The sequence below is a fragment of the Oerskovia sp. NPDC056781 genome (assembly GCF_042789955.1).
In the GTDB taxonomy this organism is placed as follows: domain Bacteria; phylum Actinomycetota; class Actinomycetes; order Actinomycetales; family Cellulomonadaceae; genus Oerskovia; species Oerskovia rustica.
Map to the genome: position 1 here is coordinate 18,008 of NZ_JBHUAD010000024.1, position 11,996 is coordinate 30,003.

General features: G+C 72.4%; 16 protein-coding genes. 6 read left to right on the forward strand and 10 right to left on the reverse strand.

Annotated features, from left to right (window positions below):
• Positions 1–11: 11 nt before the first annotated feature.
• Both ACFRCR_RS03915 and ACFRCR_RS03920 read right to left on the reverse strand, forming a co-directional pair.
• Positions 12–470 carry a hypothetical protein gene (locus ACFRCR_RS03915; RefSeq protein ID WP_377675689.1) on the reverse strand — a complete coding sequence of 153 codons (459 nt, stop codon included), beginning with the start codon at positions 468–470 and terminating at the stop codon, positions 12–14.
• Positions 461–1,027 carry an RNA polymerase sigma factor gene (locus ACFRCR_RS03920; protein ID WP_377675690.1) on the reverse strand — a complete coding sequence of 189 codons (567 nt, stop codon included), beginning with the start codon at positions 1,025–1,027 and terminating at the stop codon, positions 461–463. The genes ACFRCR_RS03915 and ACFRCR_RS03920 overlap by 10 nt, the downstream gene beginning before the upstream one ends.
• A 166-nt stretch (positions 1,028–1,193) precedes the next feature.
• Here ACFRCR_RS03920 and ACFRCR_RS03925 point away from each other — a divergent pair, with 166 nt between their 5' ends.
• The 6 genes from ACFRCR_RS03925 (at position 1,194) to ACFRCR_RS03950 (ending at position 4,013) form a co-directional block, all read left to right on the forward strand.
• Positions 1,194–1,754 carry an Asp23/Gls24 family envelope stress response protein gene (locus tag ACFRCR_RS03925; protein ID WP_377675691.1) on the forward strand — a complete coding sequence of 187 codons (561 nt, stop codon included), beginning with the start codon at positions 1,194–1,196 and terminating at the stop codon, positions 1,752–1,754.
• A gap of 215 nt (positions 1,755–1,969) precedes the next feature.
• Complete coding sequence (locus tag ACFRCR_RS03930; RefSeq protein ID WP_377675692.1) at positions 1,970–2,227, forward strand: hypothetical protein; 258 nt, start codon at positions 1,970–1,972, stop codon at positions 2,225–2,227.
• Positions 2,228–2,250: 23 nt separating this feature from the next.
• Positions 2,251–2,430, forward strand: coding sequence for a DUF2273 domain-containing protein (locus ACFRCR_RS03935; RefSeq protein WP_377675693.1), 180 nt, complete (start codon positions 2,251–2,253; stop codon positions 2,428–2,430).
• On the forward strand, positions 2,423–2,872 hold the full coding sequence (locus ACFRCR_RS03940; protein WP_377675694.1) for an Asp23/Gls24 family envelope stress response protein: 450 nt from the start codon (positions 2,423–2,425) through the stop codon (positions 2,870–2,872). The genes ACFRCR_RS03935 and ACFRCR_RS03940 overlap by 8 nt, the downstream gene beginning before the upstream one ends.
• Entirely contained in the window at positions 2,869–3,429 is a 561-nt protein-coding gene (locus tag ACFRCR_RS03945; protein WP_377675695.1) for a DUF6286 domain-containing protein, read from the forward strand. Before ACFRCR_RS03940 ends, ACFRCR_RS03945 begins: the two co-directional genes overlap by 4 nt.
• Complete coding sequence (locus ACFRCR_RS03950; RefSeq protein WP_377675696.1) at positions 3,426–4,013, forward strand: hypothetical protein; 588 nt, start codon at positions 3,426–3,428, stop codon at positions 4,011–4,013. The genes ACFRCR_RS03945 and ACFRCR_RS03950 overlap by 4 nt, the downstream gene beginning before the upstream one ends.
• On the opposite strand, the gene ACFRCR_RS03955 is transcribed toward ACFRCR_RS03950, so the two are convergent.
• From ACFRCR_RS03955 to ACFRCR_RS03990, 8 genes are all read right to left on the reverse strand, one after another.
• A complete protein-coding gene (locus ACFRCR_RS03955) occupies positions 3,964–5,664 on the reverse strand; it encodes a SpoIIE family protein phosphatase (protein WP_377675697.1) in 1,701 nt (566 codons plus the stop codon). The two genes, ACFRCR_RS03950 and ACFRCR_RS03955, sit on opposite strands and share 50 nt — an antisense overlap.
• The gene (locus ACFRCR_RS03960; protein WP_377675698.1) at positions 5,661–7,385 is read right to left on the reverse strand and encodes an ATP-binding protein; all 1,725 of its coding nucleotides are present in this window, start codon (positions 7,383–7,385) and stop codon (positions 5,661–5,663) included. Before ACFRCR_RS03960 ends, ACFRCR_RS03955 begins: the two co-directional genes overlap by 4 nt.
• Before the next feature lie 2 nt (positions 7,386–7,387).
• Positions 7,388–8,422, reverse strand: coding sequence for an ATP-binding SpoIIE family protein phosphatase (locus ACFRCR_RS03965; protein WP_377675699.1), 1,035 nt, complete (start codon positions 8,420–8,422; stop codon positions 7,388–7,390).
• On the reverse strand, positions 8,419–8,832 hold the full coding sequence (locus ACFRCR_RS03970) for an ATP-binding protein (RefSeq protein WP_377675700.1): 414 nt from the start codon (positions 8,830–8,832) through the stop codon (positions 8,419–8,421). Before ACFRCR_RS03970 ends, ACFRCR_RS03965 begins: the two co-directional genes overlap by 4 nt.
• Positions 8,829–9,233, reverse strand: coding sequence for an STAS domain-containing protein (locus ACFRCR_RS03975; RefSeq protein ID WP_138824210.1), 405 nt, complete (start codon positions 9,231–9,233; stop codon positions 8,829–8,831). Before ACFRCR_RS03975 ends, ACFRCR_RS03970 begins: the two co-directional genes overlap by 4 nt.
• Positions 9,230–10,066, reverse strand: a complete 837-nt coding sequence (locus tag ACFRCR_RS03980; RefSeq protein WP_377675701.1) for an STAS domain-containing protein — start codon at positions 10,064–10,066, stop codon at positions 9,230–9,232. The genes ACFRCR_RS03975 and ACFRCR_RS03980 overlap by 4 nt, the downstream gene beginning before the upstream one ends.
• A 142-nt stretch (positions 10,067–10,208) precedes the next feature.
• Entirely contained in the window at positions 10,209–11,198 is a 990-nt protein-coding gene (locus ACFRCR_RS03985) for a TIGR03557 family F420-dependent LLM class oxidoreductase (RefSeq protein WP_377675703.1), read from the reverse strand.
• Positions 11,199–11,270: 72 nt separating this feature from the next.
• Positions 11,271–11,828 carry a dihydrofolate reductase family protein gene (locus tag ACFRCR_RS03990; RefSeq protein ID WP_377675704.1) on the reverse strand — a complete coding sequence of 186 codons (558 nt, stop codon included), beginning with the start codon at positions 11,826–11,828 and terminating at the stop codon, positions 11,271–11,273.
• Positions 11,829–11,996 lie beyond the last annotated feature (168 nt).

Below are 11,996 nucleotides of genomic sequence, written 5' to 3' on the forward strand. Positions count from 1 at the left end.
TCCCTGCGTGGCTAGAGGTGCTCGTCGGCGACGTCGGCGATCGCGATGTCGACGGTGACAGCGTCGGCCTCGGGGGCGAGGTCGCCGAGGACCGTGGCAAGGTGCGAGGTGGCCACCCGACGGACGGCGGAGGCGAGGGGGAGGAGAGGTTCGTCGAACGCTGCGAGGATCTCGATCGTGACGTTCACGAGCCGGTCGTGGTCGTCGGTCGAGCAGGTGATCGTGAGGGGATACGCGCCCGGCACCGTGACGACCGCCTCACGGAGGGCCGTGACCAGGACGTCCGAGGCGACGAAGTACTCGACGATCCCGGTGGGCGTCGCGCTCCGACCGCGGACCGGAGCGGAGGGGCGGAAGGCCGAGAGGGCCTTCAGCAGCGCGTTCTCGCGGACGAGGGTCCACCCCTGGTCGGTGTGGCGGCGCAGCGCCTGGGTGGCGCGGTCGAGGACTGCGTCGTCGTTCATCGCCATCCCTTCATCCTCTCGGCCAGCGTCGCGCGGGCCCGGTGGAGCATCCCGCGCACGGCATCGTGGGTCGTACCGAGGATGTCGGCGATCTCGGCGTAGTGCAGCCCCTCGACCTCGCGCAGCAGCCAGCACGACCTCTGCAACGGTGGCAGACCGAGCAGGGCGATGTCGAGGGCTTCGACGAGCGCGGTGTCCAGCGCGTCCTGGTCCGGCGCGTGGGAGGCGGACTCGACGAGGTCGTCGGGCAGCGGGCCGGGGAGGCGCGCGGCGTGGCTCCGGTGGCGGTAGGCCTGGCGGGTCGCGATTCCGAAGAGCCAGGTCCGTGGGGCGGACTCGCCGCGGAAGCCGGGGAAGCCGGTCCAGGCAGCCACCAGTGTGTCCTGCATGCAGTCCGCGGCGACCTCCGGGTCCTGGACCATGCGCAGGACGTAGCGGTACATCGCCGGTCCGTGCCTGTCGACGAGAGTCGTGAAGGCCGTGCGATCGCGCAGGGCAGCCCTGCGTGCGAGCGACAGGTCGGAGACTGCCCCCGCGTAGCCACCCTCACCGACGGCCTCCACCTGTCCGACGATAGCGTCCCAGGAACCGCTCGCCATCGGCGGTGTCATGTGTGACCTAGATCACACTGAGGGCCCGTGACGTTCCGGCGGCGGAGCGGCACTCACTGGGGAACGTCGCAGACCGCCCTGCCGACGCGCGGGGCGTCCCGAGCACGAGGAGCGAACGATGAGCGAGCAGAGCACACCCACCACGGGAGCGTCAGCACCCGGCACGGTCTCACGTCCCGGAGACGCCGGGCCGTCCGGACCTCCGCGCGGGACGGTCGACCGCCCCTCGGCGCTCGCCTCCGAGCACGGCAGCACGACGATCGCCGACCAGGTCGTCGCCAAGATCGCCGGCATCGCGACCCGCAACGTCCAGGGGGTCTACGCGGTCGGCGGGGGAGCGGCCCGGGCCTTCGGCGCCATCCGCGAGTACATCCCGGGCAGCGGCAGCGACACCACCTCGGGCGTCCACGTCGAGGTCGGAGAGCGCCAGGCCGCCGTCGACCTCGACCTCGTCGCGGACTACGGCGTGTCGATCGCGGACCTCGCCCAGGCGGTCCGGCGGAGCGTGATCACCTCGATCGAACGCATGACCGGGCTCGAGGTGACCGAGGTCAACATCGACGTCAACGACGTCCACCTGCCCGGTGACGACGCCGACCCCGGCCCCGACCGGCGCACCCAGCGCGGGCAGTCCTCCGACAGCGGTGAGGGCGAGGACGGTGGCGGGCGGGTCCGATGACCTCGTCGCCACCTCCTCCCGCCTCGACCCCCGGGCCCTCGAGCGAAGGCCGGGAGGCAGCCGCGCCCACCCCGCTCGACGTCGCCGAGTCGTTCGAGCACGCACATGCAGGGACGGAGCTCGGCGAGCCTCTGCGGCCCCCCTCCGACCGGTTCCCCCGGCCTCTGCCGGACGACGTCGCCCAGGGGGAGGTCGCAGAGAGGATCGTCGCTGCCGTGCTCGCCGTCCCGGGGGTCGTGCGGCTGCACGCCGGGGTCTTCGGCGAGGTGGCGACCTACCTCCCTGGCCGTGCCGTCACAGGGGTCCGGCTCCGTCCCGAGGAGACCGAGGTCCACCTGGTCGTCTCGCCCGACCGTCCGATCCCCGCGGTCGCTCGTGACGTCCACGAGTCCGTGCGTGCGCTGGCCACCGTGCCCGTCCGCGTGTTCGTCGAGGACGTCGAGTCCCCGTCCTCATCCCCGTCCGCCTCCTGAGCGGACACGTCCAAGGAGAGCACATGTCTGTGTCCACGATCGGTCTGCTGACCGGCATACTGCTGGCCCTCGCCGCGATCCTCGGAGGGTTCTGGGGGTTCGTCCTCGCCGTGGTCCTCGGCGGGGTCGGATGGCTCGTCGGCGCCCAGATCGAGGGGCGCATCGACCTCGGTGCCGCCTTCCGCAGCCGGCGCCATGTCTGACACGCCGTTCGCCCGGCCGATGCCCTCGCAGGGTGCGGCGACCTCCTCCTCGGACGAGACGGTCGACGCCGGGGAGCGTGGAGCGCTGCGCGTCGCGGACCGGGTCGTCGAGAAGGTCACCCGCGCCGCCGTGCTCGGCGTCCCCGGTGTCGCACCGGACGCGGCCACGACAGGAACGGTCGGGCGAGCGCTGGGCCGGGCCTACCCGCACGTCACCTGCTCCCGGGCCGGTGACCGCGCCCGTGTCCTGCTCGAGATCGCGCTCGTGTGGCCCGCCCCGGCCGCGAGCGTCGCCCGCCAGGTCTGCGAGGCCGTGACCGAACAGCTCTGGGCCCTCGCGGGGGTGCACGTGGACGAGGTCCGCGCGACCGTCGCACGCATCGTGGACCCCTCGGACGTCCTCGAGGCCACCGGAACGACCAAGGAGCGACGAGTCCGATGAGCGCACCCACGACACCCCCCGTCCGGACCGTCCCCGCCCCGGCCAGATCGCCACGGGCGGCCCTCGTCCTGACCTCGTGGGCGTTCGTCCTGGCTGTCGTGCTCCTGGCCGTCGCGGTGCTCGCGGGGCAGGCCGCGTACGTGGCGACCCGGGGGCAGGGCACGAGCTGGTTCGCGGCCCTCGCGGACGGCCTGGACGGACTCGAGCCCGAGACGTGGGTCGGGGTGGTCGGCGTGCTCGTCGCGCTGGTCGGGCTCTGGTTGCTCTGGCAGGCCGTGCGCCCCCGTCCGCGCACGACCCTGCGTGTGGTGGCGACCAGCGGCGTCCACCTGCGTTCGGCCGACGTCGCCCGCTGGGTGAACGCCACAGCCCGCGACGTGCCGGGGGTCCTCGACACCAGCACGTCGGTGACCCGGCGTGCCGTGCGCGTGACCGTCCGCACGACAGGCTCTCCGGAGATCCTCTCCGACGTCCGTGAAGAGGTCGCACGCCAGCTCTCGGCGCTCGAGCAACCACCGAGCCTGACCGTGCGCGCCGGCGAAGGGCGGACACCATGAACCGCACCGTCCTGAGGCTCGACCGCGTCCTGCTCGCCCTGGTCGGAGTCGTGCTCGTCGTAGTCGGCGTCGCAGCGCTGCTGTGGACCACGGGCACCCTGGCCGAGTACGTCGACGGCGTTCCCGACACCCTCGACACGTCCGGCGCGACCACGGCCGCCTCCCAGACGTGGTGGCCCTACGCGACCGGCGTCGTCGCGCTGCTCCTGGCGATCGTGGCGGTGTGGTGGATGCTCGCGCACCTTCCCGCCCGGTCGGTGCCCGAGCAAGACCTGCCGGGCTCCAGCCGCGCCATGCGCCTGCGCATCGACCGGGGGGCGGTCGCCGACGCGACCGCCCATGCGGCTCAGCAGATCCCCTCGGTCCGCAGAACCTCGGCGACCCTGCGCGACGAGGGTTCCGAGCTCGTCCTCAGTCTCCTCGTCACGGTCGACCCCGCGGCCGACCTGCCCGATCTGGCCACCCGGCTCGACGACCTCCTCGCCGACACGGCGACGGTCCTGCCTGACGAGAGGCTCCGCTCCCGCACGACCGTCAGGATGAGGACGAGCCGTCGCTCCGACCGGTCGTCCCGCGTCGAGTAGCGAGGGGTGCGCGAGGCCCGCCTCCGGTCGATGAGGCGCTCGCGTCCGACGAGGTGGTCGGCCCGTGCTGCACCGCACGACGACCGACGGCGACGACCGCGACGTCGTCCTCGCGGCCCGCGTCGTCGAAGGCGGAGACGAGGCGTTCGCACATCGTCGCCGGGTCGACCCCGGCGTTCTCGGTGGCCAGCAGTGCCAGCCGGTCGAGTGCGTCGGGCAGGGAGGCCCCTCGGCGCTCCACGAGCCCGTCGGTCACGAGCACGAGCAGGTCGCCGTGCTGCAGCACGTCCCGATGCACGGGCCGACCGTCCGGGTTCGGCAGGCCGAGGAGGCGTGAGCCTTCCTTCACCCGGAGCACCGTGCCGTCCGCACGGACGACGAGAGCGGGCAGGTGGCCGGCGTCGGTGATCTCCACGGCGCCCGACCGGGGGTCGAGCACACAGACGCACACGGTCGCGTACTCGGTGTGGTCGCAGCGCAGCGCATCGTTCAGGAGGTTCAACGCGTGCTGGGCGTCATGGCCTTCGCGGAGGTAGGCGCGGAGAGTCACGCGCACCTCTGCCATCACCGTCGCCGCGCGGAGCGAGTGGCCCTGGACGTCACCGATGACGACGGCGACCCGGCCGTCCGGGAGATCGAACGCGTCGTAGAAGTCGCCGCCCACGTCGAGGCGCGCGTCGGAGGCCTCGTACCTTGCGGCCACCTCCAGGCCGCTCACCTGCAGGCTCGACGGCAGGAGGGCGCGCTGGAGAGCGATGGCGATGCGCTGTTCCTCGGCGAACGTGCGTAGGTTCGAGAGCGCGGCGGTCGCGGCCTCGGCGAATCGTCCGACGATCGCCTCGTCCTCCTCGGAGAGCATGCCGTCACCCTCGCCGAGCCGGATCCCGAGGCCGCCGACGAGAGCGCCTCCGGCGTCGACGAGCCACATGGTCCACCAACGCGACGGCTCGATCCCCGCCTCGCGGAGCAGGGGCTGCCAGGGCGTCGGGACGTCGTGGGCCGAGAACACCAGCGGCTTCCCGTCACTCGGTGCCACCACCGGGGCGGGGCCGCGTCCGCGGACCAGCGTCGACCCCTCGGTGACGCAGACGGAGCGCAGCACCAGGCCGGTCTCTGCCACCACCATCGCGACCACGGCGCGGCCCAGGACTGCGCAGGCGCTGCGCGCGGTGTGGTCGACGACGGCCTCGTACGAGCGCGCCTCGTGCAGCGGGACCAGGGCGTTGGTGAGCGCCTCGAGACGGCGTGCCGTGCGCCCCGCGCCCCGCTGGGCGTCGTGGCGTCGGCACAGCGCGCTGATGGTCGCGAGGAACTCGTCCCGGTCGAGCGGCTCGGGCAGGTAAGCGTCCGCGCCGCCTTCCAGACCGGCGGTCCGGGAGGCGGCGTCGACGGCCGTCGCGGACACGTGCAGGACGGGGATGTGGGCGGTCGACGGTTCGGCCTTGAGCCTCCGGCAGACCTCACCGCCGTGGATGTCCGGCAGGTTGACGTCGAGCACCATCGCGTCGATGTGCGGGTTCGTGCGGACGAGGGCCTCGGCGCCGGTCGCCGCCTCGATCACCTCGAAGCCTGCACGACGGAGCCAGCTCGACATGATGTACCGATGCGCTGCGGTGTCGTCGACGACGAGCACGGTGTGGGACGAGCTCACCGGGCCTCCTTGGCCCGCCGCAACGTGGCGACGAGGTTGTCGCGGGAGATTCCCGCCTTGGGGAGGAAGAGGACGCCGTCGAGGTCGTCCCGCACAGGCAGGGACGCGCTCGACATGAGCACGGTCCCGGTCCCCGGGTGCGCCTCGCGGATCCTCGACCGGAGCGTCGGCCCGTCCGTGCCCGGGAGGCGGACGTCCAGGAGTGCGAGGTCTGCCGCGCCGTCGTGCAGCAGGGCCAGGGCGTGCGACGCGTCGTGCGCTACGCTGACGCGCGCGGCGTGGCCCTGCAGCATCGCGACGATGACCGACGCGAACGCCCGGTCGTCGTCCACGACGAGCACGTGACCGAGATCCCCGCCCTGAGGAAGGACCTCGGCCCGCACCGGCCGGGCCGACGCTTCGGACGGCAGGGAGGGCAGGCGGAGCGTGAACACGCTCCCGACGTCCGGCTGCGACGAGGCGACGAGCGTCCCCCCGAGCGCCTCCGAGGTCCGCCGTGCGTACGGCAGTCCCAGACCTGTCCCGCGCACCGAGGGCTGCAGGCGGTTCGGCACCTGGACGAACTCCTCGAAGACCGACTCGACGTGGTCCTCGGGGATCCCGAGGCCCGTGTCACGGACGTCGAACCGCACCAGGTCTCCCTCCCTCTCCGCACGGAACTCGATGTGTCCCTCGTCCGTGAACTTCGCCGCGTTCGCCAGGAGGTTGCGCAGCACCCTCGCGGCGAGGCGTCTGTCGGTCACCAGGACGAGGTCGGGCGGGAAGGAGGTCCTGAGCGACACTCCGGGCCGAAGGAGCGGGAGGGTCGTCCCCTGCAGCTCGTCGAGCAGCTGGGCGACGTCGACCGGTGCCGGCTCGACGTCCTCGTGGCCGGCCTCGGCCCGTGCGAGATCGAGCAGCTCGTCGACGAGCTGGAGCATCGTCGTGGCGCTCTCCCGCAGGTAGGTCGCCTGCTGGGCCTGGTCCGCGTCGAGGTGGGAGTCGGCGAGCAGCGACGTCAGGCCGAGGATCGAGTTCACCGGGGAACGCAGCTCGTGGCTCACGTTGCGCAGGAAGCGGGTCTTCGCCTCGTTCGCGGCCGCGAGCTCGCGGCCGCGCTCGTCGAGCTCGGCGTAGAGGGCGACGACTCCCGTGTTGGTCTCCTCGAGCTCGGACGAGAGCTGGTCGTACATCGCCAGCACCCCGCGGTTCGTCTCCTCGAGCTCCTCGTTGAAGCGCCGGAGCTCGTCCTTCTGCTGCGTCAGCTCGTCGAGGGTGCGCACGAGCTCGGTGTTCTGCACACGCAGCTCGTCCAGCGCGTCGGCGACGTGGGCGGCGGCCGTGGACCGGCGCACGCGAGCGAGCGAGGCCTCGTCGACCCGGGCCGTGACGCTCAGCACCTTGGTGAGGACGACCCGAGTGCCCGTCGGGTCGATCTCGAGGTCCCGCACGAGCCGTCGCGCCGCCGGGACGCCACCATCGCTCGAGTCCCCGTCGAGCTCGAACGCGACGTCGGGGGTGATCTCTGCGCGGAGGGTCGCCTGGGGCGTGCCAGGCACGACGGCGATGACGACGTCGGCGGTGCCGGTGGCGACCGCCGCCCTGCCCATCTCCGAGAGCGCGGTCGCGACGCGGACCTGGTCCTGGACGTCCAGCCCGAGCTGGCGGCAGATCTCACGGCCGGCGCGGCGCAGGGCGATCACGTCGGAGTCGGAGCGCAGCTGTGTGGCGAGGATGGGCATGGTCAGGCCTCCGACCACGTGACCGGCAGCACCGCCACGCACGAGTCGTCGGGGCGCACCGCGTGGTCTCGCAGCAGGACGCCGGCGACGACGAGGGGGGACCGGGCGGCGAGGCCCGGGTAGTCCGCGAGCGACCAGCGGTTGGTGAGTCCGTCGCTGTGGAGCACGACGACGTCACCCCGCTCGACCGGGTACGTCGTCTCGCGCAGCTGGCGCGTCGGCACACCGGCGATGCCGGGGTGGGACACCAGGCCACGGGCGCGATCGCCGTGGACGGTCCCGGAGATGTTGCCGAGGCCCGCGTGGTGCAGCACACCACCGCTCACCTGGGCGATCGAGACGGCAGCCCCGCGCGTTCCTGACAGGGCGCGGTGCACCCGCTCGAGGAGCGCGACCGGTGATCCCGGGGGAGCGTCGAGGAAGGTCCGTACCGCGGCACCCGAGGCCGCTGCGGCGAGGGGGCCGTGTCCCAGCCCGTCCGCCACCATGAGGGTCGCGACGCCGTCGTCGTGCCGGACGGCGAACGCGTCCCCGCACGCCTCCTGACCGGTCATGGGTCGGGTCACGCCGGTCGGGCGACGTGGCCCGGCCGTCGTGCCCTGTCCGGTGAAGGTCGCGGCGATGACCGTGCCCTGGCCTGGCGAGGTCCACGCGTCCCACGACGAGGCGAGGCGAGGGACGGTGCCGAGCCCGATGCCGAGGGTGCCGCGGGTGGAGACTCCGTCCCGCATGGCTGCCGTGATGTCGCGCATGCCGGGGCCGGAGTCGATCGCGAGCGTCTCGAGCTCGGCGGCGTCCCCGGTCCGGCAGACGCGCACGAGGATCCGCCCGGACCCGGCGTGCTTGACCTGGTTGGTCGCCAGCTCCGAGACGACGATCCCGACCTTCGCCGCACGGTCCTCGTCGAACCCCAGGTCCCGGGCGACGACGCTCGCCGCACGGCGCACGCGACCGACCGCCGACGGGTGGTCCACGGTGTACCACGTGCCGTTCTCGACGATGCTGCGACGCTCGTCGACTCCGCTCGACGCCGTCATCGTGACCAGGTCGCGATCTCGACGCGCGTACCGGCCCCGGCCGCGGTGTCGATCGCGAAGTGCTGGACGAGCCGACGCGACCCCGACAGGCCCAGGCCGAGCCCGCCGCCGCTGGTCCAGCCGTCGGTCAGCGCCAGGTCGAGGTCGGGGATGCCGGGCCCGTCGTCCTTGAAGACGGCGCGCACGCCGGTCCGCGGGCCGTCGGCGACGAGCTCGACCTCGGCGGCGCCACCGCCGCCGTACACGAGCGTGTTGCGCGCCAGCTCGCTCGCCGCGGTGACGAGCTTGGTCTGGTCGACCAGCGACAGGCGCGCCTGCTGGGCGAGGGTTCGCACGAGCTGGCGGACCTTGACGACGTCGGAGTCAGTGAGGATGGGCACGCGTTCGACGGTCGTCGTCGGTGTGCTCATCTCTCCTCGCGCTCAGCGGCGGCGAGGAGGACGTCCTCCGCCGACTCCTCGACCGTGCCCAGGAGCGCGAGGGCACGCTCGACGTCGAGCGCAGTGCGGACGTTCCCGAGGGAAAGGCCCAGCTCGACCATCGTGATCGCGACCGCAGGGCGCATGCCGACGACGACGGTCGTCGCGTCGAGCACGTGGGAGATGCTGGCGGCCGATGCCAGCATGCGTCCGATGAACGAGTCGACGATCTCCAGGCCGGAGATGTCGATGATGACCCCGCGCGCTCCGGTCTCGGTGATCCGCGTCGCGAGATCCTCCTGGAGCTGCAGGGCGGTGTCGTCCTGGAGGTCCACCTGGATCGAGACGAGGAGGGTCGAGCCGATCTTGAGGACGGGGACGCCGTCGGTCACGCGGGCAGGCCCTTCTGACGTGCCCCGCGGCCTGAGCGGAGGGCGTCGACGAGGGCGTCGGCGAGCGTCGCACGCGTGCGGATGTCGCCGAACTCGATGCCGAGAGCCACGATCGTCTGCGCGATCTGGGGCCGGATCCCGCTGATCGTGCACTCGGCCCCCATGAGGCGGGCCGCGACCACGGTCTTGAGGAGGTGCTGAGCGACCTGGGTGTCGACCGCGGGGACCCCCGTGATGTCGATGATCGCGTGCTCGCTGCCCGTGTCGACGAGCGTGTTGAGAAGGCGCTCCATGACGACCTGGGCGCGGGCGGAGTCGAGCGTCCCCACGAGCGGCACCGCGACGATGCCCTCCCAGAGCTTGACCACGGGGGTCGAGAGCTCGAGGAGCTGCTCGGCCTGCTCCGTGATGATCGACTCACGGGCGGCGGCAAAGGTCTCGAAGGTCAGGAGTCCGAGCTGGTCCACGAGGCGCAGGATCGGCACGATGTCCGTCCCGGCCTCGGCCAGGGGATAGAGACCGTCCTTGAGGGCGAACAGGCCGATCGCGGTCTCGCGCGGTGTGAACCCGAGCCGGGCGCGCACTGCCGAGACGTCGGCGAGGATGCCGCGGAGCTGGTCGAACGCCGCGTCCGTCACCACCGTGCCACCTGCACGAAGCCCGTCGACCAGGGCGTCGAAGATCTCGGCCTGCTCGCGCTCGAGCTCACCTCGCGAGGTACGACCGTGGAGCTCGCGCGAAGCGGCGTCGAGCCACGCGTCGCGGATCTCGTCCGAGCGGGCGGCAAGTGTCTGGGAGAGGGCTAGGGGTGCAGCTGTGGCGACGTCGGCCATCGACATTCCTTCCATGTCTTTGCCGCCTGCTCAAGGTCTCCAAGCAGTGGCGAGGGCTCATTCTAGCGGGGGCGGGGCGGGTCTCCTCCACCGTCCCGGACGCCGGTCCTCCGAGCGTCGGCCACTGTGCCGCACAGCGGGTTCAGTCGCTCGGTGCAGCCGATCGGAGCCGGTCGAGGAGCGGTGCGGCTGCCTGGTCGAGGAAGTCCTGCTGCCCCTCGTCCCCGACCTGGACGAGCGCGACGTCGGTGAAGCCCGCCTCCCAGTACGCCGACACGGCGTCGACGATCGCGTCGAGGTCGGGTCCGCACGGGATCGAGTCGGTGACGTCCTCGGGCCGGACGAACGCGCTGGCGCTCGCGAAGGCCTGCGTGGTCGGGAGGTTGGCGTTGACGGGCCATCCCAGGCCCGACCACCGGAACTGGTCGTGCGCCCTGGCGACGGCGCGCTCCTGGTCGGTGTCCCAGCAGATGGGGATCTGGCCGACCTTGCGCGACGGCGGGAGGTCGGCCGCGCCGCGCGCACGGTCCCAGGCGGTGACCAGGTCCGGCTTCGGCTCGGTGGCCACGAGGTGGTCCGCGAGGGTCGCGAAGGCAGACACCGACTGCGCGCCCGAGACCGCGATCCCGATCTCGACCGGGGCGTCGGGCAGGTCCCACAGGCGGGCCGAGTCGACCTGGAAGTACTCACCGCGAAAGCTCAGCAGCTCGCCCGTGAACAGCTCGCTGATGATGTCGACCGCCTCGACCAGCAGTCCGTGCCGCTCGTCGACCGCGGGCCAGCCCCTGCCCACGACGTGCTCGTTCAGGTTCTCCCCGGCACCGAGCCCGAGCGTGAAGCGGCCGTCGGACAAGATCCCCAGCGTGGCCGCCTTCTGGGCGACCACGGCAGGGTGGTAGCGGATCGTCGGGCAGGTCACGTAGGTCATGAGGTCGACGTGCTCGGTCGCCTGGGCCACCGCCCCGAGCACCGTCCAGGCGTACGGGGAATGACCCTGGCTGTCGAGCCAGGGGAAGTAGTGGTCGGAGGACACCTCGAAGTCGAAGCCGATCCTCTCGGCGGCCACCGCGTAGTCCACCAGGGCCTTGGGCCCGGACTGCTCGGTCATGAGGGTGTAGCCGAATCTGGTCATGCGTCGATCCTCACGCCGCCGCTGGGGCCTCGCACCCCGGCCGCGGGCCTGCACCCCCGGCTTCCGTGGGGCTCAGCGGGTCCGGTAGCGCGCGTAGACGAGGCCGCTGTCGAAGGTCCGCTCCTCGACCAGGTCGAGGTCGAGGCGCACGCCGTCGGGGAAGAAGCGCTTGCCGCCTCCGACCACGCTCGTGGTGACGAACAGGTGGTACTCGTCCACCAGGCCGGCCTTGATCGCCTGGGCAGCGAGGTTCGGGCCGTCCACGGTGAGGTCGTGCTCGGCCTCGGCCTTGAGCCTGCGCACGGCCTCAGGGTCGAAGGTCCGCTCGATCCTGGTCCTCGCGCTCGGCACCGTCTCCAGAGTCGTGGAGTACACGACCTTCTCCGCGGCCTGCCACCCCTGGGCGTACCGGACGATGAACGGCGGCGCGGCCGGGTCGGCGTCCGCCGTCTCCCAGAAGACCATCGTCTCGTACATCCGTCGGCCGTAGAGGTACGTGCCGACGTGGCGAAAGACGTCGTCGACGAAGGTGTGGACCTCCTCGTCGTCGGCGCCGACGCCGAGGTCGCCCTCCGCCGCCTCGGCGTAGCCGTCGAGCGAGGTGATCATCGAGTAGATGAGCCGTGCCATGTCGTCTCCTCCGGGTGCGGGCGTGGCGACCGACGACGGTCGCGCAGGGCTGAGACCGGCACACGGCGGAGAAGTCATCGCTCGACCGGCCTGTTCGGGGCGCGGAAGTCCCGCCCGCGTCAGAACGTCCCTCGCCCGACGCACAGCACCCCGGCCGCCACATCGGGC